The sequence below is a fragment of the Massilia sp. CT11-137 genome, assembly GCF_047302885.1.
In the GTDB taxonomy this organism is placed as follows: Bacteria; Pseudomonadota; Gammaproteobacteria; order Burkholderiales; family Burkholderiaceae_D; genus Telluria; species Telluria orientalis.
In genome coordinates this window covers 1,515,124-1,536,265 of record NZ_JBKYMP010000002.1, presented here as the reverse complement: position 1 = coordinate 1,536,265, position 21,142 = coordinate 1,515,124, and the positions used below count along the sequence as shown (strand labels likewise).

Below are 21,142 nucleotides of genomic sequence, written 5' to 3'. Positions count from 1 at the left end.
GATCAAACCACCACAGAGTCGAAAGGCCGCGTGCGCTTAGTTGAGCTACGTTGAGCTACGTTGAGCTACGTTGAGCTACGTTGAGCTGATCTGCGGTACGGCCAACCTTGCTGCATTCGCCGCACAAGCGTGCGACAAAACTTTGATCTAAAAACCTGGACGGATGGCATTAGTCATCCGGAGCCAAAAAGAGCGGCTTGCGCCGCCCTGGCGCTCAGCCTGCGAGTGCCGCGAATGCGGCGTCGCGCACCTGTTCGACCGGGCCGACGCCCGAGATCTTGCGGTACTTCGGCGCGCCCGGCAGGCCCGATTCGGCCCACTTGTTGTAATAGCCGAGCAGGACTTCGGTCTGGTTGTGGTACACGGCCAGGCGTTTCTTGACCGTTTCTTCCGTGTCGTCGTCGCGCTGGACCAGCGGTTCGCCCGTCACGTCATCCTTGCCTTCGACCTTCGGCGGGTTGAACTTCACGTGGTAGACGCGGCCCGATGCCGGGTGGCTGCGGCGACCGCTCATGCGTTCGACGATCAGTTCGTCGGGCACGTCGATTTCCAGCACGTAATCGATCTTCACACCGCTGTCCTTCATGGCGTCGGCCTGCGCGATCGTGCGCGGGAAGCCGTCGAACAGGTAGCCGTTGGCGCAGTCGGATTCCTTCAGGCGCTCCTTCACCAGGCCGATGATGATGTCGTCCGACACCAGCTGGCCCGCATCCATCACTTTTTTCGCAGCCAGGCCCAGCTCGGTGCCGGCCTTGATGGCCGCACGCAGCATGTCGCCGGTAGAGATTTGGGGGATGTTGTATTTTTCTTTGATGAAGTTCGCCTGGGTGCCTTTACCGGCGCCGGGGGCTCCTAACAAAATGAGACGCATGAAGGGATTCCTAAAGGTATTTAATAATTCTTGTAGATGCGGTTAGTTTGGGAACAGATAACCGCATTGATGCATGTCTGACTAGCTGATACGAAACTTACCACAAAAGCAGCATCAAACGCCACTGACGGCGGCCGATCTCTCAGCCGTTTGACCTGGCGCAAGCAGCCTGAAGAGTAGTTTCTACGCGGATCAAGACGTGTAGAAAAGTCGCACGCGCTCCAGGTCGGCCGGCGTGTCGACGCCCGCATGGGGCGCCTCGGCCGTCACGTGCACGGCGATCGGCACGCCGTGCCACAGCACGCGCAATTGTTCCAGGGCTTCGATGGATTCGAGCGGCGACGGTTCCAGCTGTGGGTAGCGTTGCAGGAACGCATTGCTGTACGCATACAGGCCGATGTGGCGCAGGGGTACGTAGCCAGCAGGCAGTTGCTCGCGGGTGGCGGCAAAGCCGTCGCGGTGCCAGGGGATCGTGGCGCGCGAGAAGTACAGCGCGCGCCCGAGCTTGTCCAGCACGACCTTCACCACGTTCGGGTTGAAGGCGTCGGCGATGTCGGAGAGCGGATGGGCGCAGGTGGCCATCGGCACGCTTGCTTCGATGCGCGCGGCGCAGGCGGCCAGCAGCGCGGGGTCGATCAGCGGTTCGTCGCCCTGCAGGTTGACGACGACGGCATCCGGCGCGAGGCCGAGCAGGTGCGCCACTTCCGCGATGCGGTCCGTGCCGGACGGGTGATCCGAACGCGTCATGCAGGCTTCCACGCCATGCGCGGCGCAGGCGGCGGCGATGTCGGCGTGGTCGGTGGCGACGATGATGCGGGACGCGCCCGACTGCTGTGCGCGTTCGGCCACGCGCACGACCATCGGCTTGCCGCCCAGGTCCGCGAGCGGCTTGTTCGGCAGCCGCGTCGACGCCAGGCGTGCCGGGATGATGACAACGAAACTCACAGGAATAGCCAATGCGTCAAAGCGCGGGCTCGACCTTGCGCGCCTCTTCGGCCCACATGATCGGAATGCCGTCGCGGATCGGATACGCGAGGCGGTCCGGGCGGCAGATCAGTTCCTGCGCTTTCTTGTCATATTCGAGCGGTCCCTTGCACAGCGGGCAGACCAGGATATCAAGCAGTCGGGCGTCCACGACATTTCTCCACGATTTGGGCAGCCAGCGCGGCATCGATCTGCGCGCCGACCGGCACGACCCACACGCGCGGGTCGTTGTTGATTGTTTCAAGTTGCCGACATTTTACTGCATCCTTCTCCGTCACCAGGATGACGTCGGCGTCGATGGCGCGGAACGGGTCGTCGAGGAAGTCGTGATGGTCGGGCAGCGGCAGCTCGGCGACGTCCAGGCCGGCGGCGCGCAGCAGCGCGAAAAAGCGCCCCGGATTGCCGATGCCGGCCGCCGCCAGCACACGTTTCCCGCGCAGCGCAGCCAGCGGCACGCGCTCACCGGCGTTCATCAGGCGCTCGGCGTGGTCGCCCGCGAGGCGCATCTGCCAGGGATCGCCGCCCACCGCGGCGGCCAGCGCCGGCGTGATCTCAGGCGCGTTGACGACCGTGACATCGCGCCGGCGCGACGGCGGTTCGCGCAGCGGGCCGGCCGGCAGGGTCCAGCCGTTGCCGGTGCCGCGGCCGTCGAACAGGATGATTTCCACGTCGCGCGCGAGCGCATAGTGTTGCAGGCCGTCGTCGGTGATCAGCACGTCCACGTCGGGGTGCAGGTCCAGCAGACGGCGCCCCGCTTCCACGCGCTTGCGGCCGACGACGACCGGGCAGCCGGCACGCGCCGCGATCAGCAGGGGCTCGTCGCCGACATCCTGCGCACGCGACGCCGCCAGCACTTCACGGGGTGCCTCTTCGGCTCCGCCGTGGCCGCGCGAGATCACGCCGGGCCGCATACCGGCCGCGCGCAGTTGCTGCGCCAGCCAGATCGTCAGCGGGGTCTTGCCCGTGCCGCCGATGAAGATATTGCCGACGACGATGACGGGCACGGGCAGGCGTCCGGCCTTCAGCACGCCGATGCGGTACAGGGCGACGCGCAACGCAACCAGCACGCGCAGCAGCAGCGCGAGCGGCAACAGGGCGATGGCGAGCGGCCCGCGCCGGAGCCAGGCGCGGGTGAGTGTCGATTCGAGGGAAGATGCCATATGATGATCCGTCGTCCCCGCGAAGGCGGGGACCCAAGTTCTGCATGCGCTGTCGATACGCCGGCAAAATTAGGCCCGCGCCTGCGCGGGGGCGACGCTGCTTTCTGCTTACTTCTGCCCGCCCGTCTGCGCCGCAAACGTCAGCTTGTCGTACCCCGCCATGCGCGCCGCTTCCAGCACGTTGATGACCATCTGGTGCATCGCGAACTGGTCGGCGTTGACGATGATGACGGGATCCTTCACGGGCGCCGCCAGCGGCTGGCCGTTCGGACCGGTGCTGGCCGCACGTTTCAGGTCGTCGGCGAGGCTCGCCACGCCGTGGAACGCGACCGGCACGTTGTTCACCGTGTAGTTGCCCTTGGCGTCGACCGTGACGTTGATCTCGAACGGCTTCTCGATCGCCTTCTCGGCATCGGCCGTCGGCAGCGTGATCTGCAGTTCGGTGAACTTGCTGTACGTGGTCGTCACCATCAGGAAGATCAGCACGACCAGCAGCACGTCGATGAACGGGATCAGGTTGATTTCCGGATCCTCGCGTTTGCGGCCGCGGCGGAAGTCGATCATTTGCGGGCACCGTGGACGACGTCGACGAATTTCACGGCCTGCAGTTCCATGTCGATGATGAAGCTGTCGACCAGCGCGCGGAAGTGGCGGTAGAACACGAGGGCCGGCATCGCGATCGCCAGGCCGAAGCCCGTGTTGTACAGCGCCACCGAGATACCGTGCGCCAGCTGGGCGGGATTGGTGCCGCTCGCGTTCTGCGCGCCGAAGATCTCGATCATGCCGACCACGGTGCCGAACAGGCCCATCAGCGGTGCCAGCGACGCGATCGTGCCGAGTGTCGTCAGGAAGCGTTCCAGCACGTGGGCCACGCCCCTGCCCGCTTCCTCGATCGATTCCTTCATCACGTCGCGCGGCGCGTCGACATTGCGCAGCGCGGCGGCCAGCACCGTGCCGAGCGGGGAATTCGTTTGTAGCTTGTCGACGATATCCGGAGTGACCTTGCCGCTGCGATAGACCTGGATGACTTCATCGAGCAGCTGGCGCGGCAGGATCTTTTCGCGGCGCAGGTAGATCAGGCGCTCGATGATCAGGGCCAGGGCAATGATCGAGGCGATCAGCAACAGCCAGATGGGCCAGCCGGCGGCTTGAAGAATGGCGAGCAAGGGAACTCCTGGATAAGTAAAAAACAATGAAACAAGTTAGTTGCGCAATGTAACGTGTTGCCCGGATTGCGGCAAGTAGAGTTCTGCACACTTTCTGTGGATAAAAGTGTGCGCAAGACCGTCCAGTGACGCTAAGTGGCTTGATTCTTAAGGGATATTTTTCCGTGCATAAAAACTTGGCAGGGTCGGAGCGCGTATCCCGGAAGGAACTTGCCAGGCCAGCGAGGAGTCTGTACGCATGTAGTTGCCCACAATTTCTGTGGATAAATTTGTGAGGAATCAGCTTTCCCAACGGTAAGTATTTGATTTTAATCAGAGAAATTCCCGAGTCCAAAAAATAGGCACGGTTGTGCTTGACTACAGGTCTAGCTCTACCCTGCCGTTCTGCACATTTTTTGTGGACAAAATTGTGCGCAAGCGCACAGACCGAACCTTAAGCCTTTGATTCTTAAACGAAAAGAACTGTCGCCCGCTTTTTAAGCAGGTGCTTGTCCACATGCCACGACCGCCAACCGCAGGATTTTTCACACAAACTGTGGAAAAAGATGTGAGCAAGCGCATCGATCGGTTATTAACTATTTGATTTTTCTCATCATTCTTAGCCAAGCCCAATTTTTAGGCATCTTCGACTTGTGCACAGCAAACCGCTTCGACGGCCGGCTATTCCCTGCGCGCAGCCACCAGGTTATCGTCGCGTCCAGGCGCAACCGGTCTTCTTCACACATTTTGTGGAAAAGATTGTGAGCAAGATCCTTGATCGCAAACAAAGTCCTTGAATTTAAACAGTATTTTTGCCGTGCAGATTTTTTAAGCAGTGGAAAACCGGTCCCGCGACGCGCCGCGAAGGGCGGCTGTTCACATAAACTGTGGAAAACGGTGTGAGCAAGGCCTCGGACAGCGCCCTAAGTGTTTGATTGCTTTGGAAAAATGTATCCAAGCTGAATATTTAAGCACCGCCGACTTGTCCACTTTCACACATAAACTGTGGATAAGATTGTGGCCAAGTATCCCAAGATGCACCCAAGCCATTGATCCGTAAGGTAATTTGGTTGCTGCATCGAAATCAGGCAGCATCGTTTTACTATAAAAATCAGGTGTTTACAAAAACTACCTGTTGTTTTACAGCAGATGTGTCTTACACTTCGCGCAGCCATGTTTTTGTGGACAGTTCAAACGAGCCCAACCCTATGTTCCCCACCGAAGACGCCGATCCCGCCTACGCCGCCCCGCCCGTACTGACCGTCACGGCCCTCAACCAGCAGGTGGCACGCCTGCTGGAGCGCACCTTTCCCCTCGTCTGGATCGGCGGCGAGATCTCGAATTTCACGCGCGCGGCCAGCGGCCACTGGTATTTCACCTTGAAGGACGACGCGGCCCAGGTGCGCGCCGTCATGTTCCGCGGCCGTGCCCAGTACGCGGGCTTCACCCCGCGCGAAGGCGATAAGGTCGAGGTGCGCGCCCTCGTCACGCTGTACGGCGCGCGCGGCGATTACCAGATCAACGTGGAGGCGATCCGCCGCGCGGGCGTGGGCGCGCTGTACGAAGCGTTCATGCGCCTGAAGGAAAAGCTGGGGGCCGAGGGCCTGTTCGACGAAGGCCGCAAGCGTCCGCTGCCGCTGTTCGCGCGCACGGTGGGCATCGTCACGAGCCCGCAGGCGGCCGCGCTGCGCGACGTGCTGACGGCCCTCAGGCGGCGCGTGCCGCACGTGCACATCGTGCTGTATCCGGCGCCCGTGCAGGGCCAGCTGGCGGCGCAGAAGATCGCGGAAGCCATCGCGGTCGCGTCGCACCGGCGCGAAGTGGACGTGCTGATCGTGTGCCGCGGCGGCGGCTCGATCGAAGACCTGTGGAGCTTCAACGAGGAAGCGGTCGCGCGCGCGATCGCGGCGTGCAGCATGCCCGTGATCTCGGGCGTGGGCCACGAGACGGATTTCACCATCGCCGACTTCGCCGCCGACCTGCGCGCCGCCACGCCGACGGCCGCCGCCGAGCTCGCCGCCACCGCGCGCGCGGACTGGGTCGCATCGCTGCAGGCGGACGCGGGCGACCTACGCCGCGCGATGGACCGCGTCCTGTCCGACGCCAGCCAGGGCCTCGACAACCTGTCGCGCCGCCTGTTGAGCCCATCGAGCCAGATCCAGCACCAGCGCCTGAAACTTCTCGGCATGGCCAGCAGTCTCACGCATGCCGTCCGCGCGCCGGTGAACCGTCACGGCGTGCTGCTGGCGCAGTTGCAGCAGCGCTGGGCCCGCCATCGCCCCGACTGGAGCGGCCTGCGCACGCGGCTGGAATCCGACCGGCGCCATCTTGTGGCCAGCGTCGGCAACCAGTTGCGCGCGCGGCGCGAGGCATTGAACGCCCTGGCGGCGCAACTGGAACTGCTGAACCCGCAGCGGACGCTGGAGCGCGGCTATGCGATCGTCAGCAACGCGAAAGGCAAAGTTCTACATGCGCCGGGCCAGATCAAGCCGCGCGACGTGTTGCATATCCGCCTGGCGGAAGGCAGTGCCGAGGTCAGTGTCGCCGGCGTACAGGCCTTACTCGAATGACAATCTGGTGTATTCGCAAAGTCATATCTGCAACGTTTAGCTAACCGGTTTAGAATAAGCGCCCGAATTGCAGCAAAACCGAGACCTCGAGAAACCGTAGTGAGCGGCAGCAGTGTTGGCCGAGAAGCGCAGCTGTACGTGATGTACAGCGAGCATCGCAGGCCAACAATGCAACGCGCAGCAGGTTTATCGAGCTCTCCCGTCAACTTACCAAGGAACAAGACATGGAACATACCCTGCCCCCACTGCCGTACGCTAAGGACGCCCTGCAGCCGCACATCTCGGCCGAGACGCTGGAATACCACTACGGCAAGCACCATCAGGCTTACGTCACGAACCTGAACAACCTGATCAAGGGCACCGAGTTCGAAAACCTGTCGCTGGAAGAGATCATCAAGAAATCGCAGGGCGGCATTTTCAACAACTCGGCCCAGGTGTGGAACCACACCTTCTTCTGGAACTGCATGGCTCCGAACGCTGGCGGCGCGCCGACCGGCCCGGTCGCCGATGCGATCAACGCCAAGTGGGGTTCGTTCGACAAGTTCAAGGAAGAATTCCAGAAGTCGGCCGTCGGCAACTTCGGTTCGGGCTGGACCTGGCTGGTCAAGAAAACCGACGGCACCGTCGACATCGTCAACACCTCGAACGCCGGCACCCCGCTGACCACCGAGAACGTGGCCCTGCTGACCTGCGACGTCTGGGAACACGCCTATTACATCGACTACCGCAATGCCCGTCCGAAGTTCGTCGAGGCATGGTGGAACGTCGTCAACTGGGACTTCGTGAACAAGAACTTCGCGTAATGTCCTGCTTGGCGGAGCCTGCTCCGCCATGCGCGCAAGGATCCGCTGCGGCGGATCTTTTTTTGCCTGTCGCCGACAGCTTTGTCGCGAAACTGTACGTTTTTGTCATGACGACCCACCAAACATGCTCCAACCTTGCCCACTCTTATAAAATGTCGGGCTCAAGGAGAACATCATGTATCGCGTACTGTTGGTGGAAGACGATCCGCGCCTCGCGGAACTGGTGACGGAATATCTGTCCGGCTATGAATTCTCGGTCGACCTCGTCACGCGCGGCGACGCCGCGCTGGAACATTTCAAGACGGCCGCGCCGGACATCGTCGTGCTCGACCTCATGCTCCCCGGCATGGACGGCATGGTCGTGTGCCGCCAGATCCGGGACGTATCGGACGTGCCGATCCTGATCCTCACGGCGCGCGAAGATACCTATGATGAAGTCTCGGGCCTGGAACAGGGTGCGGACGACTTCGTCAACAAGCCCGTGCAGCCGCGCGTGCTGCTGGCGCGCCTGCGCGCCTTGCTGCGCCGTACGCAGACGAAGACGACGACGGATTCCCGCGTGCTCGAGTTCGGCGCGCTGCGCATCATGACGAGCGACCGCAGCGTCACGTGGCGCGGCCAGCCGTGCGTGCTCAGCAACACCGAATACAAGCTGCTGCTCGTGCTGGCCGAGGCCGCCGGGCGCGTGCTGTCGCGCGACGAACTGCTCAAGAAGATGCGCGGCATCGAATTCGACGGCCTCGACCGCAGCATCGACAACTGCATCTCCAAGCTGCGCCGCAAGTTCGACGACAACCTGTCCGAGAAAATCAAGACGGTATGGGGCGAGGGTTACCTGTTCTCGCCCTCGGCCTGGAACTGAACGTCGTCCCCGCGGAGGCGGAGACCCACTTTACGCGTTAACGCGACGCATGCAGCACTTGGATTCCCGCCTTCGCGGGAATGACGGTCAATGCAAGCCCAACCGGCGTCTCAGCGGCCGCCCGACACGTCGATGAACGTGCCGGTCGCATACGACGCCTCGTCCGACAGCAGCCACAGCACGGCAGCCGCGACTTCTTCCGCCGTGCCGCCCCGCGCCATCGGCACGGACGATTGCAGGCGCTGGATGCGCCCCGGCTCGCCGCCGCTGGCGTGCATGTCCGTATCGATCAGCCCCGGCCGCACGCCGTTCACGCGGATGCCCTCCTGCGCCACTTCCTTGGCCAACCCGATCGTCAGCGCATCCACGGCCGCCTTCGACGCGGCGTAATCGACGTACTCGTTGGCCGATCCGAGCACGGCCGCGCGCGACGACAGATTCACGATCGCCCCGCCGTTGCCGCCGTGCTTCGTGGACATGCGCCGCACGGCTTCGCGCGCGCACAGGAAGCTGCCTGTGACGTTGGTGGCGAGGATGCTGTTGATGCGGGCGGCGTCCATGTGTTCGACCCGCGACTGGCGCGCGAGGATGCCGGCATTGTTGACGAGGGCGTCGAGCCGGCCGCAGCGCGCATCGATGGCGGCGAACAGGCGCGCCACGTCGCCTTCGTCTGCCACGTCGGCCGCCACCGCGAACGCGTGGCCGCCGGCCGCTTCGATGGCGCGCACGACATCGTTTGCCGCCGCTTCATTCTCCCGGTAATTCACGCAGACCGTATAGCCGCGTCGCCCGGCCAGCAGTGCGCAGGCGGCGCCGATGCCGCGGCTGGCGCCCGTGATCAGGATTGTCTTGTCCATGCTCGTCCTCGTTGTATGCAACCGGACGAGCATACCAAGTTATTCGAAGATCGGGACGATCGCGAGCGGCGCATTGTAGGTGACGACCTGGGCCCGTCCGGGCGCCGTGGCGAAGCGCCAGGTCACGATGGGGAAGCCTTCGTCGGGATCGCCCGCGAAGGCGGCGCCGGACGTGACAGGCAACGCCTGCTCGCCGCCGTCCGCGTGGCGCAGGCGGGCACCGGCCGTTTCGGGCGATCCCTTCCGTGGGAACACGAAGCGCACGCCGGCACACTGGCGCGCGCGCTGCGACGCATCCACGTAGCGCACGAAGCCGAGCGCCTGGGCGCAGGCCGTGCGCAGGTCGGCGGCATCGTACTGGCCGTCGGCGCGCGGCGCGATCGTCACCTGCGGGCGCAGCACGAAGGGCATGCCCTTGCGGTTCAGGACGAGCGCCGCGTTCTCGTCGTACGCCGCCTTCGTCAGCGGAAACACCGTGCGGCCGAGGGCGTCCAGCGGCAGGTTCAGCTGCGTCGTCTTGCCCGTCAGCGTGAGCTGGGCGCCCTCGCCCAGTCCGGCGTGGTCGCGCGCCTGCACCTGCAGCTGGCTTTGCAGCAGGTTCTTCGGACCGCCGTATTTCTCGAACTGGACCATCGCCCGGTACGCATCCCGGTAGCTCACCCATTCGCCGGCCTGTGCCTGCGCCTGCACGACGGCTGGAGCGGCCGCGAGCAGCGCGACAAAGGCAGCGATGAGGTGGCGGGATGCGCGCATCGTCAGAACCGGTAGGCGAAGGCGGTCGAAACCGTCAGGTTGGTGGACCGCTCGACGAGCGGGCTCTTGGCGGCATTGCCCAGCAGGCCCTTGGCCTGCAGGTTCGACGTCAGCATCCACGAGGGCGACAGGGCCCAGTTCCAGCGCACGCCGACGTGCGCCTCCTGCAGGCCGCCGCCCGCGTCGTAATACGAAAAGCGGCTACGCGACGCTTCTTCCCGCGAGATGCCGAAATACGTCTGGTTATAGTTGCGGTTGACGATGGACACGCCCGCCGACACCGACACGCGGTGCTGGCTGCCCAGCTCGAACGCGAGCCGCTGCACGCCCAGGTCCAGGCGCGCGCCGTCGTGGTCGTTGCCGGCGCCGTACAGCACGCTGCTCGTCAGGCGCCATTGCGGCGTCAGGTAATAGTTCGCGAAGACGCCGCCCTGCAAGCGGGCGCCGATCTTGTCCATGCCCTCGAGACGCGTGGCGACCATGTGGCGCTTGTCGATCGGATCCGGGACCGGGCCAATCAGGGTCGTACCCCATGCGCTGGCGCCGTCGACGGTCTGGCCGGTGCCGGACTCGTCGCGGCCGGGCTGCACGGCCACCAGCGGGCCGTATTCGAACGTCGGGCTGTCCGTCAGGTGCATGCCGGCGCTCATGCCGGAAATAAAAAGGCCGTTGCTCCATTGAACCTGGAGCACCGGCAACGCTGATACCTTGCGGCTTCCCGTCCCGTCCCAGCGCGGCGCCGACTGCACGCCGAGGCCCACGTACATGTCGCGGCTGCCGTCGGGCATGGGGTTGGTCGCCGGCGTCTGGGCCCACGCCGTACCGCAGGCAGCGCCCAGCGCGAGGAAGAGAAGCTTGTTCATGTTCGGGGTTGAAAGATTCGGGAAGACAACATTCTACGTCCTTGTCTTCCTTCCTCCCATATCCTTTCCTGCTTTAATGCCTCGTTGCCACTTCAGTCGAAAATACCACCGGCAGATCGCTGCGCGGGATCACGGCCAGGTGCGCGGGGGTCGTCACGTGCATGGCGCACATGATGTCCGGTCCCGGCACCGAGCGCACCTCACGCACGAGGATCCTGTCGCCCGCACGCAGGATGCCGTCGATGGCAGTCGAGTAGCAGCTGTTGGCGCCGCTGCCCATGAAGACGCCGACGACCATCTGCGACGCGAAATCGACGGCGGGCCTGGCGCGGCCCGGCGCGTGTTCGTTCCACAGGCGGGTCCAGGCAGCCTCGTCCTTGACGACGACCGTGCGTTCGTCGTGGACGCCCGACAGGCTCGTCGCATCCGCGGTCTGGAAGAAGATGTCCGCGGCGGCCACCTTGTTGAACGCGACGTCGGCATCCACGCGATCCACGGCCACGACCTGCATCGGCTGGGTCACGACCGGCAGGCAGATGGCGACCGTGGTCACGTCGCGCTCGTCGATCTCGACTTCGAGCTTGCTGGCGCCCGCCGCCACGCGGCCGACGACCATGCTGCGGCAACCGCTGGCGTATTCGCCCGCGAACACGGCGAGGAGCATCTTGCGCGTGAAATCCACTTTCGGCTGGGCCGGGACCGAGGTGCGGCCGGCGGTGTGCTGGGCCCACAGCTTGTCCCAGGCCGCCTGGTCCTTGATGACGACGGTTTGCGGCGCCGTCACGCCCGAGAACGTGTCCTTCGCGACGGTTTCGAACGTGACCGCCGTGCCGGCCGCCGGCAGGAAGGCCAGTTGTTCGACCTTGTGGCTGCTGCCCAGGCCCAGGTCCGGCTGGTCGGCATGCTTGACGATCGTCTCGAACAGCGCGCGGGCGCTCTCGTCCTGGCAATAGGTCTTCGGTCCGGCGATCGTGTCGCCGTACGAGCACAGGCGGGCTTCCGGCTTGTTGCCGAACAGGACTTGCTCATAGGACGCGTCCGCGCAGCGACCGGCATGGTCCCAGAACACTTGCTTGCCGTCGATGACGAACAAACGGTTCTTCGTCTCGCTGCAGGCGGCAGTGCGCGCCATCTCGACGAACGGGGCGGTGGCCAGGACGGCCGGGTGCGGCTCGCCGACCGCGATTCCCGGGCTGGCTTGCTGGTCATGCATCGTGCTTCCTCCACCGCAGGCGGCCAGTGCCGCGCCGACGATCATGGCGCCCAGCGGCGTCATCACGCGTCCAAACATGCTCATACTCTCCCTCTCCTGGAAACGATGGCGCCGTGTGCCCGGCACGCATCCCGAATAAAAAAAGGGTCCGCCTTCTCTCGCGCATCGGACGGACCCAAACGGAAAACCCAATGAGGACAGGTCGAAAACCTGCTGCGCGTTGCATTGCCGTCCTGCGATGCTCACTGTACTCACGCACAGCAGCGCCTCTCGAACGGCACCGCTGCCGCTCGCGACGGTTTTCGACGTGTCCTGACGTGTAGACATCGTACGCAGTCCGGTCAAGAACTTCATCCGCGGACTGTCCAGCATTTGTCCTCAATTTGTAAGGGATGGTTTTTTAGATCATTGCTCCTATACAATTTCGAGATGTGTAAGACAAATTCAGCCCCAGACAGTGCCCACGACCGGAGGACGGCGGCGTGAATCGCCTGTTTTTCCGCTTCTTCGTGCTCGTGATGCTGTCGATCACGGCGGCGACGTTCGTCATCTATTTCGTGTTCGCCCGGCTGTTCGGCGATCCGCTGGACGACATCGCGCGGCGCCAGGCGTCGGCGCAGATCTTCCTGCTCGAACAATATGTCGACCGGGCGCCGGCCGACGAGTGGCTCGGCCGCCTGAACAAGGTGCGCGAGGTGTCCGAAGCCCATTTCGACCTGATCCCGCTGGACCAGGCGCGCGCCGCCCTGCCTGCCCGCCAGCATGAGGCGCTGGAGCGGGGCGACGTCGTGCTGGATCCGCAGCACAAGGCATTCTTCCGGCGCGTCGACCTGCAAGGCGACCGCTACATCGGCAGCAACGAGGAAGTGATCCGCGCGTACAACCTGCCGATCGACCTCGGCCAGGCGCTCGCGATGGAGGTGGTGCGCTACGTCGTCGTGGCGCTGGCGCTGCTCGTGCCGATCGCGCTGTGGTCGCGCTCGCACTGGCAGGCATTGCAGACGCTGTCGCGCGTGGCGGATGAATTCGGTGCCGGGCAGCTGACCGCACGGGCGCACCTGAAACCGGCGGACGCCGTGTTTCCGCTGGCCGAACGCATCAATGCGATGGCCGAGCGCATCCAGGGCTTGCTGGAAGCGCAGAAGAACCTGCTCCACTCCGTGTCGCACGAACTCCGCACGCCGATCGCGCGGCTCGAATTCGCGCTGGAACTGCTGGCCGAGCGCGCGGGCGACCCCGCGCTGACCAAGCGCATCGCGGCGATGGAAGGCGACCTGACCGAGTTGAACGATCTCGTCAACGAACTGCTGTCGATGAGCAAGCTGGACAACGCGCAGGGTCCGCAGCGCGCCCTGTTCGAGCTGGAGCCGCTGCTGCGCGAATGCACGGACGGCCTGCATCCGCGGCCTCAGCGCCTGCACGTGGACCTGGGCGAGCGCCTGGGCAGCGTGGACGGCGACCGCCGCCTGCTCGGCCGCGCCATCGGCAACCTGCTGCGGAATGCGCAGAAGTACGCGGCGCACGAGGTCGCGCTGCGCGTGCGGCGCGACGATTGCCGCATCGAGATCGCCGTCGAGGACGACGGCCCCGGCATTCCCGAAGAAGAACGGGAACGCATCTTCGAGCCGTTCTACCGCCTCGACCGCAGCCGCGACCGCGCCACCGGCGGCTTCGGCCTCGGCCTGTCGATCGCGCACAAGGCGATCGCCCTGCATGGCGGCAACCTGAAAGTCGAGCAGTCGACGCTGGGCGGCGCCCGCTTCGTGATCAGCCTGCCGGACGGCGTGCTGTCGGCCTGATTACTTCGCCTGCGCGGCCTTGTCGACGAGCTTGTCCGCCACCTGCAGCGTGGCCTTGAACACGTCGGCGCGGTCGGCGCCTTCCATCTGGCGCGACAGCAGGCCGGGGTTCGTCAGGAAGCGGCCGCCGACGATGAGCGTGGGTGCGGAATCGACCTGGTAGTTGGCCGCGACCTTGTCGAGCTGGCGCAGGCGCGTCGTCACGCCGAACGAATTCCACGCGTCGAGGAAGGCCGCGCGGTCGATGCCGTTCTTCGCCGCCCAGTCGATGATGACGTCGTCTTTATTCAAACGGATATGGTCCGTGTGCACCGCCTTGAACACTTTCGCGTGCATGTCGCCCAGCCGGCCCAGTGCTTCGAGCGTCAGGAACAAATGCGCTTCCGGATCGGCCCGTCCCGTCGACGGGTAATGGATGCGGCGCACCGTGATGCGGTCGCCTTCCTTCCTGACCCACTCCTCCAGTAACGGTTCCAGTGCATTGCACACCGGGCAGTGGTACATGAAGAATTCGATGACCTCGACCTTGTCGCCGTTCGCCTGCACGGGCTGCGAACGGGCAAGCGTGGCATAGTCGACGCCATTCTGCGGAACAGCGGGCGACGCATGCGCGAGAGACAGCGACAGGGACAGCAGCAGGCCGAGGGCGGCGGCACGCAGGAGCGGCATGGACAATCCTTCAGGTCGTGGAAAACCTGAAGGTTACCATTTCCTTAAGGAATTATCGACGTCCGACCGGCGCCGGGCGTTCCGGCTTCACGTGGCGCATGGCATAGAACAGGTGGTCCCACCAGTGCTCGCGCGAATGCACGGTCAGCAGGCATTGCCGGTCGATCTCGCCCTTGAACACGGGGTCCGCGCATTGATTCGTCACCAGCGCATTGCGCTGGTTTTCGGCGTTCACGAGCGCAATGGCGAGCCAGAATGCAAGACCTGCGAGCACGATCACGAGGATCCAGGCCGCGTGATTCCAGTTACTCGAATCGAACAGATGCTCCTCGTCCGGCTTGGACTTGTCGTACATCTTCAGGATCTTGCCTTCGGCATCACTCATTGCGCTGTTTCTACCTTTTTATTTCGACTTGGCGGCTTTCGCGACCAGGGCATCCATTACTTGCAGCGTGGCTCCGAACAGGGCCGGCTCGTTCTGGGTCTTGACCGAATTGTAGACCAATGCCGGCGACGTCTGGTACTTGCCGTCGATGACGATGGTCGGCACGCTGTCGACCTTGTAGTCGCTGGTGATCTGCGGCAGGCGGCGCAGCTTGGTCGTCACGCCGAACGAGTTCCACGCGTCCAGGAACTTGTTACGGTCGAGACCATTCTTCGAGGCCCAGTCGATGATGGCCGCGTCCGTGTTCAGGCGCAGGCGATCGACGTGCCAGGCCTTGAAGACCTTCGGCTGGAACTCTTCGGCCTTGCCCAGCGCTTCCAGCGTCAGGCGCAGGTGCGCTTCCGGATCGTTCGGCCCCGACGACGGCAGGTGGACGCGCTTGAACACGATGTTGTCGCCCTGCTTTTTGACCCACTGTTCGAGCTGCGGTTCCAGCGCGTTGCAGTGCGGGCAGTGGTACATGAAGAACTCGATCACCTCGACCTTTTTACCCGTGGCCTGCACCGGTTGCGGCTGAGCGAGCGTCACGTACTCGACACCGCTCTTCGGGTCGGTCGGCGACGCGAACGCGGTGCTGGCGGCGAGGACGGTGGCGAGCAGGGCAAAACGCAGGGAACGCATAGTTTTCCTTCTAGGGTTGGTTAAGCAAACGACGCGAGATTACCACTTTTTCGGTCGCGAACCTTAGCCAGGGCTTATTTCTTGCAATTGGTTACCGCCGTAACCAACACCGGGGTCAGAGCCCGATTTTGGGCAATTTCCAAATTAAGGGCTCTGACCCCGGTTTGTCAGAAGTCGTACCGGGCCGACAATTTCAGTTGACGTCCGTCGCTCGGGTAGATGCCGCCCTTGCACGAGAACGCATTGCTGAAGTAACGACGGTCCGCCAGGTTCAGGCCCGTCGCGGCGACGTCCCATGCGCCCACCTTGATGCTGTAGCGCGCGTCGAGCGTCGTGTAAGACGGGATCCGTGCGCCGCAGGTGTTGCTGAAGTCGCCGCCGTAGCGCTGGCGGTCGACCCATTGCACGCCCACGTCGGCCGACTGGCCGTTGGCCGGCACCCATGCCAGGCGCGCCGTCACGACGTTCTTCGGCACGAGCGCCAGTTCGCGGCCGGTGTTCGGGCCATCCGTGAAGTGCGCGATCACGTGCTGCAGATGCGCACTCGCACGCCAGCCTGCGGCCAGCGCCGCCTCGGCGTCGATCTCGAAGCCCTTGCGCTCGGTCGGATCGAGGTTCGTGTTCGCACCCCAGCCGCCGTTCAGCGTCGGATCATAGAAAATCTCGTTGTCCAGGCGATGGCGGAATACGCGCGCCGTCAATGTGCGGCTGTCGTCGCCCGGCGCATGGCGCAGGGTCGTACCGAGTTCCAGGTCGTGCGACGTCTGCGCCTTCAGGATGTCTCTGCTTGCACGGTAGCCGTTCTCGTCGACGTTGGCCACGCGGTAGCTCTGGCCCGCCTTCGCGTACACCTCGACGAGCGGGTGCACGCGGTAGCTGGCCTGCGCTTCCCACGCGTTCTGCGATTGCGAACGGTATTCCGGCGCGACGCCGCCCACGACGTCCACGACGTTCTTGTCGAAGTTCTCGTGGCGCGCGCCCAGGGCGATGCGGCCGTCGTGGGCCGAATCGAAGCGCAGCTCGTCGCGCAGGTACACGGCTTTCGACGACTGGCTCGCGTCGGCGCTCGAGAACGAGGCCGTCGTCTTGCGCTTCCAGCGCGTGAGGTCAACGCCGCCCACCAGTTCATTGAGCATGCCGCCGACGTCGGACAGCCAGCGGGCGCGCGGCGAGAACTGGTCCTGGCGGCCGTCGTACGCATTGTTCGAGCCGAAGGACAGGTAGTTCGAGCGCACGTTGCGCTCGCGGTGCGACAGGTCGGCCGCCAGGTCGACTGTGCCCAGGCGGTATTCGGCGAAGACGTTCGCGCGGTCCGTGTTCAGCGAGCCGAAGTCGTTCGGCGTCGCGGCCAGGCGCGGGTCCGCGTCGAACTGGGCCAGCGACAGCGCGCCGGGAAGGCGCGAGTCCTGGCGCGCGCTTTCGACGTGGATGCCGGCGCGGCCGCCCGTGAAGCGGGTCTGCAGGTTCAGCGAGGCGGTCGTCTGGTCGAAATCGCTGTTGCGGCGGTAGTTATTCGAACCCTGGCGCGCGACGGCGATGTCGGCGCTGACGTTGCCCGCCGTCTGCGACAGCTGCGCGCGCACGTCGTGCTCGTGGAACGAGCCGCCTTCCGCAAACACGGAACCGTGCAGGCCGCCGGCCACGTTGCGGCGCGTCGTGATCTGGATGATGCCGCCGGTGGCGCCTTCGCCATACAGCACGCTGCCGCCGCCACGGGTGATCTCGATGCGTTCGACCGTGTCGATCGGGATCGTCGACAGCACGGTGTTCGCCAGTTCGTTCTCGTTCAGGCGCACGCCGTCGACCATGATCACCATGTTCTGCGCGCTGTTGGTGCCGAAGCCCCGCAGGTCGAGCGCGAAGTCGGGCGACGAATCCAGGCTCTGGCGGCCGAACACGCCGCCGATCTTGCGGATCGCGCTATTGACGTCGTTGACGCCGGCGCGGCGGATGTCGTCCTGCGTGATGACGGTGGCGCCGATCGGACGCAGGGTTTCCACGCTCGGGAAACGGGCCCCGGTGATGACGACGGTCGATGGGTTGCCGTCCTGGGCGCGCACGGCGCCGGTGGAGAAGGACAGGACGATGGCACAGGCCAGCGCGAGCGGCTTGATAGCCGGCGCGCCGCGGGTGGAGGCGGCAGTATGCATTGGATGTTCAGTGTTCGTTTGGCGCCGGCAAGCGTCCCCGCACGCCGGCTTACACAAAAGCGCGGCGTAACGCCGGCTTCCCCTGTCTGGCCGGTCTCCGGGCTCCAAGACGGACCGTCCCACCTTCCTATGCAAGCACAGTGGCTGTCGGGGCGGCCTGTCGCCATGCGGCGACGCTTGTTTACCGTTGCGGGGGCAGCACACGTTGGCACGCCGCCGTAGGCGACGCCGCTTCGTGTTTCCCGTTTAACTGCACGCGCAGACGCGCATGCGGGCACCAGAACCCCGAGATTATAACCTGTATAGTGTAGGCACAAAAATAACAGCCACGCCGGGATCCCGCATGCTTCCTCGTTTCCGATTTCACCTCGCCCTCGCCGCGCTGCTGCTGGCGGGCGCGGTGGTCGCCGCACCTGCATCCGACGGCATCGCCCTCGCCCCGCCGGATGCCGCCGCCGTGCGCGTGCCCAGCAGCGCGGATGCCTGGGGCGGCCCGCGCACGGGCCGCGAATCCACGCTGTCGGACCGCGTCGTCCATTACGACATCGCCGCCACGCTCGACCCGGTCAAACACACGGTCACGGGCCGCGAGCGGCTCACGTGGCGCAACCGCAGCAACGTCGCCGTCAGCAGGGTCTACCTGCACCTGTACATGAACGCGTTCGAGAGCGCGGGCAGCACGTATTTCACCGAGCGGCGCGAGCGCGACGGCACCTTCCGCTCCGGCGTCGACATCAAGGATGCGTGGGGCCACATCGCCCTGCGCCGCGTCGCGCAAGGCGGCGCCAACGTGCCGTGGACGTTCGTCCATCCGGACAACGGCCCGGCGACGGACCATACGGTCGTGCGCTTCGACCTGCCGCAGGCCGTGGCGCCGGGCGCATCGACGACGCTCGACATCGACTTCGTCACGCAGTCGCCGCGCGTCGTCGCGCGCGCCGGCTACTTCGGCACGTTCCACCTCGTCGCGCAGTGGTTCCCGAAGATCGGCGTGCTGGAACTGCCGGGCGAACGGGGGGCGACGTCCCCGCGCTGGAACGTGCACGAGTACCACCTGAATTCCGAGTTCTATGCGGACTTCGGCAGCTACGACGTGAAGCTCACCGTCCCGCGCGACTACACGGTGGGCGCGACGGGCGAACCGCAAGGCGCCCCCGTCGACAAGGACGGCATGCGCACGTGGCGCTTCGTGCAGGGCGACGTCCACGACTTCGCCTGGACGGCGGACAACCAGACAGCCAGGCCGCTCGTCGACACGTGGACCGGCCCGGGCAGCCCGACCGTGACGGTGACCGTGCTGTACCCGCCCGAATTCGCCGCCAGCGCGGCGCCCGCGCTGAAGGCGGCAAAAGCATCGCTGACGTACTTCTCGAACACGCTGGGTCCGTACCCGTACCGGACGCTGACCATCGTGATCCCGCCCTACAACGCGGAGGAAGCGGGCGGCATGGAATACCCGACGTTCTTCACGGCCGAAGCCTACCGGACCGTCGAACCGCGCACCGCGAACCAGTTCGCCCTCGCCTTCGTCACGATCCACGAATTCGGCCACGGCTATTTCTACGGCCTGCTCGCGTCGAACGAATTCGAGGAACCGCTGCTGGACGAAGGCCTCAACGAATACTGGGACAACCGCATGATGCGCGACCAGGGCCAGCTCGCGTACATCGCGACCCCGCTGCTCGCCCGTCTCGGCTTCGCGCCGGGCTATCCGACCTTCGACGCCGAACGCACCGCGACGCCGCGCCACGACCCGGCCGACCCGCCCGGCGCCAACGCGTGGCACCGCCTGCAGGACATCGGCCCCGTCTACACGCGCACGGCGATCCTGATGCGCGACCTGGAAGCGCGCATCGGCCGCGCACCGATGGAGCGCGCGTTCAAGGAATACTACCGGCGCTGGAAATTCCGCCACCCGAGCACCGCCGACCTGCGCGCAACGCTCGCCGAGGTGACGGGCCAGCGCGCCGTCATCGAGGACGCGTTCGAGCGCCAGGTCTACGCCGTCTCCCGCGTCGACGACGGCATCGCCGACCTCACGAGCACGGAACTGGTGCCGCTCCCCGGCGCGCACGCCAGCCAGTCCGCCGTCGACAAGCGCATCGACGCGGCGCGCGCGGCATGGCGCAAGACGCATCCGGGCGGCACCGGGCCGTACCCGTACCGCACCGATGTCACGGTCCGCCGCCACGGCGCGCCCGTGCCGCAGACGCTCGTCGTGAAATTCGCCGACGGCAGCACCGAGACCGCGCGCTGGGATGCCGACGAACGCTGGCACAAGTTCACCTGGACGAAGCCGGCGAAGGCCGTCTCCGCCGAACTCGATCCGCAGCGCCTGCACTACCTGGACGTGAACAAGCTCGACGACAGCCGCACGCTCGCACCGGATGCGCGCGCCTCGCACCGCTGGGGCTTCGAGTTCGCGGCCGTCGTCAACTACCTCCTTGCCCTGATCGCCACCTTATGACGACCGAAACGCTCACGCCCCCTTCGCTCGCGCCGCGCGCGGCCGGCCCGCACGGCGTACTGCACGCGGCGCGCGCCGCGCTGCAATGGCGCTTGCTGCTGTGGTGGGCCGTGCTCCTGCTGCTGCCGACCGTCGTCGCCGCGCTGCCGGTGTGGGAGCTGCTGGCCGCCAGCCTCGATCACTCGGTGTACGCGGGACGTCTGGCGGAACGCCTCGACATGATCGCGTACGCCGACATCCTGCACGCCGCGCGCGACCAGTACGCGCCGGCGCTGGGCGCGGGCAGCCTCGTCGCCCTGGCGCTGACGTTGCTGCTGTCGCCGCTGCTGGCCGGCATGGCGCTCGCCGCCGCGCGCGCGCCGGAACCGCTGGCGTCGGGCGCGTTGCTGACCGCCGGCGCGCAGTGCTACCCGCGCCTCGCGCGCATGCTCGCGTGGTCGGTCGTCCCGCTGGGCGTGGCGGGACTGATCGGCAGCTCGGCCCACCATCTGGCCGGTCGGATCGCCGAGACGGCGCGGCTGGAAACCGACGCCGAACGCGCGGCGCACCTGGCCACGCTCGCGACCGTCGTGCTGCTCGTGCTGGCCCACGCGACGGTCGACATCGGCCGCGCCATGCTGGCCGCCGACCGCCGCCGTACGTCCGCCATCGGCGCGTGGTGGCGCGGCTGCGGGCAGCTGGCACGCCGGCCGCTCGCGCTGCTGGGCACCTATCTGGGCATCACCGCGGCGGGTCTCGCGCTCGCGGCCGTGCTCGCGTTCGCGCGCGTGCACGTGCCCGCGCTGGGGACGGCCGGCACCGTCGGCGCCGTCGTGCTGGCCCAGCTCGTCGTGCTCGTGCTCGGGTGGATGCGGATGGCGCGCCTGTTCGCGCTGGTGGCGCTGCTGCGCTGATCCACGCAATCACTGTG

General features: G+C 65.4%; 20 protein-coding genes and 1 riboswitch. Of the genes, 6 read left to right on the top strand and 14 right to left on the bottom strand.

Annotated features, from left to right (window positions below; translation table 11 throughout):
- Positions 1-214 precede the first annotated feature (214 nt).
- The 6 genes from adk to ACEN98_RS23550 form a co-directional block, all read right to left on the bottom strand.
- The gene (gene adk / locus ACEN98_RS23575; RefSeq protein ID WP_371758608.1) at positions 215-871 is read right to left on the bottom strand and encodes an adenylate kinase; all 657 of its coding nucleotides are present in this window, start codon (positions 869-871) and stop codon (positions 215-217) included.
- Positions 872-1,063: 192 nt separating this feature from the next.
- The gene (gene kdsB / locus ACEN98_RS23570; RefSeq protein ID WP_413387351.1) at positions 1,064-1,816 is read right to left on the bottom strand and encodes a 3-deoxy-manno-octulosonate cytidylyltransferase; all 753 of its coding nucleotides are present in this window, start codon (positions 1,814-1,816) and stop codon (positions 1,064-1,066) included.
- Between the two features lie 16 nt (positions 1,817-1,832).
- Positions 1,833-2,006 carry a Trm112 family protein gene (locus tag ACEN98_RS23565; protein WP_081984107.1) on the bottom strand — a complete coding sequence of 58 codons (174 nt, stop codon included), beginning with the start codon at positions 2,004-2,006 and terminating at the stop codon, positions 1,833-1,835.
- The gene (gene lpxK / locus ACEN98_RS23560; protein WP_413387349.1) at positions 1,987-3,015 is read right to left on the bottom strand and encodes a tetraacyldisaccharide 4'-kinase; all 1,029 of its coding nucleotides are present in this window, start codon (positions 3,013-3,015) and stop codon (positions 1,987-1,989) included. Before lpxK ends, ACEN98_RS23565 begins: the two co-directional genes overlap by 20 nt.
- 108 nt (positions 3,016-3,123) lie before the next feature.
- The gene (locus ACEN98_RS23555; protein WP_056128306.1) at positions 3,124-3,576 is read right to left on the bottom strand and encodes an ExbD/TolR family protein; all 453 of its coding nucleotides are present in this window, start codon (positions 3,574-3,576) and stop codon (positions 3,124-3,126) included.
- Complete coding sequence (locus ACEN98_RS23550) at positions 3,576-4,181, bottom strand: MotA/TolQ/ExbB proton channel family protein (RefSeq protein WP_056127000.1); 606 nt, start codon at positions 4,179-4,181, stop codon at positions 3,576-3,578. The genes ACEN98_RS23555 and ACEN98_RS23550 overlap by 1 nt, the downstream gene beginning before the upstream one ends.
- Positions 4,182-5,368: 1,187 nt before the next feature.
- Here ACEN98_RS23550 and xseA point away from each other — a divergent pair.
- From xseA to ACEN98_RS23535, 3 genes are all read left to right on the top strand, one after another.
- Positions 5,369-6,730 carry an exodeoxyribonuclease VII large subunit gene (gene xseA / locus ACEN98_RS23545; RefSeq protein WP_413387348.1) on the top strand — a complete coding sequence of 454 codons (1,362 nt, stop codon included), beginning with the start codon at positions 5,369-5,371 and terminating at the stop codon, positions 6,728-6,730.
- 224 nt (positions 6,731-6,954) lie between these two features.
- Complete coding sequence (locus ACEN98_RS23540; RefSeq protein ID WP_413387347.1) at positions 6,955-7,533, top strand: superoxide dismutase; 579 nt, start codon at positions 6,955-6,957, stop codon at positions 7,531-7,533.
- Between the two features lie 175 nt (positions 7,534-7,708).
- A complete protein-coding gene (locus ACEN98_RS23535) occupies positions 7,709-8,395 on the top strand; it encodes a response regulator (RefSeq protein ID WP_413339682.1) in 687 nt (228 codons plus the stop codon).
- Positions 8,396-8,505: 110 nt separating this feature from the next.
- Here the strand turns inward: ACEN98_RS23535 and ACEN98_RS23530 are convergent, their stop codons facing one another.
- The 4 genes from ACEN98_RS23530 to ACEN98_RS23515 all read right to left on the bottom strand — a co-directional run bounded on the left by ACEN98_RS23530 (position 8,506) and on the right by ACEN98_RS23515 (position 12,165).
- The gene (locus ACEN98_RS23530; RefSeq protein WP_413387346.1) at positions 8,506-9,252 is read right to left on the bottom strand and encodes an SDR family oxidoreductase; all 747 of its coding nucleotides are present in this window, start codon (positions 9,250-9,252) and stop codon (positions 8,506-8,508) included.
- Positions 9,253-9,291: 39 nt separating this feature from the next.
- Positions 9,292-10,005, bottom strand: coding sequence for a hypothetical protein (locus ACEN98_RS23525; protein ID WP_413387345.1), 714 nt, complete (start codon positions 10,003-10,005; stop codon positions 9,292-9,294).
- 2 nt (positions 10,006-10,007) lie between these two features.
- Positions 10,008-10,868, bottom strand: coding sequence for a MipA/OmpV family protein (locus tag ACEN98_RS23520; protein ID WP_413387344.1), 861 nt, complete (start codon positions 10,866-10,868; stop codon positions 10,008-10,010).
- 73 nt (positions 10,869-10,941) lie between these two features.
- The gene (locus ACEN98_RS23515; RefSeq protein ID WP_413387343.1) at positions 10,942-12,165 is read right to left on the bottom strand and encodes a hypothetical protein; all 1,224 of its coding nucleotides are present in this window, start codon (positions 12,163-12,165) and stop codon (positions 10,942-10,944) included.
- 398 nt (positions 12,166-12,563) lie between these two features.
- Between ACEN98_RS23515 and ACEN98_RS23510 the strand changes: the two genes are divergently transcribed.
- Positions 12,564-13,880: an ATP-binding protein gene (locus ACEN98_RS23510; protein ID WP_413387342.1), complete on the top strand. Its 1,317-nt coding sequence runs from the start codon at positions 12,564-12,566 to the stop codon at positions 13,878-13,880.
- Here the strand turns inward: ACEN98_RS23510 and ACEN98_RS23505 are convergent, their stop codons facing one another.
- The 4 genes from ACEN98_RS23505 to ACEN98_RS23490 form a co-directional block, all read right to left on the bottom strand.
- The gene (locus tag ACEN98_RS23505; RefSeq protein ID WP_413387341.1) at positions 13,881-14,549 is read right to left on the bottom strand and encodes a thiol:disulfide interchange protein DsbA/DsbL; all 669 of its coding nucleotides are present in this window, start codon (positions 14,547-14,549) and stop codon (positions 13,881-13,883) included.
- A gap of 52 nt (positions 14,550-14,601) precedes the next feature.
- On the bottom strand, positions 14,602-14,934 hold the full coding sequence (locus tag ACEN98_RS23500; RefSeq protein WP_413387340.1) for a hypothetical protein: 333 nt from the start codon (positions 14,932-14,934) through the stop codon (positions 14,602-14,604).
- Between the two features lie 18 nt (positions 14,935-14,952).
- On the bottom strand, positions 14,953-15,615 hold the full coding sequence (locus ACEN98_RS23495; RefSeq protein ID WP_371764772.1) for a thiol:disulfide interchange protein DsbA/DsbL: 663 nt from the start codon (positions 15,613-15,615) through the stop codon (positions 14,953-14,955).
- A 167-nt stretch (positions 15,616-15,782) separates the two neighbouring features.
- Positions 15,783-17,765: a TonB-dependent receptor gene (locus ACEN98_RS23490; protein WP_413387339.1), complete on the bottom strand. Its 1,983-nt coding sequence runs from the start codon at positions 17,763-17,765 to the stop codon at positions 15,783-15,785.
- Between the two features lie 70 nt (positions 17,766-17,835).
- Positions 17,836-18,062, bottom strand: a riboswitch (cobalamin riboswitch).
- A gap of 46 nt (positions 18,063-18,108) precedes the next feature.
- On the opposite strand from ACEN98_RS23490, the gene ACEN98_RS23485 reads away from it, so the two are divergent.
- Together ACEN98_RS23485 and ACEN98_RS23480 are read left to right on the top strand one after the other, a co-directional pair.
- Positions 18,109-20,232, top strand: a complete 2,124-nt coding sequence (locus tag ACEN98_RS23485; RefSeq protein ID WP_413387338.1) for a M1 family metallopeptidase — start codon at positions 18,109-18,111, stop codon at positions 20,230-20,232.
- The gene (locus ACEN98_RS23480) at positions 20,229-21,125 is read left to right on the top strand and encodes a hypothetical protein (protein WP_413387336.1); all 897 of its coding nucleotides are present in this window, start codon (positions 20,229-20,231) and stop codon (positions 21,123-21,125) included. Before ACEN98_RS23485 ends, ACEN98_RS23480 begins: the two co-directional genes overlap by 4 nt.
- The last annotated feature ends 17 nt before the right edge of the window (positions 21,126-21,142 follow it).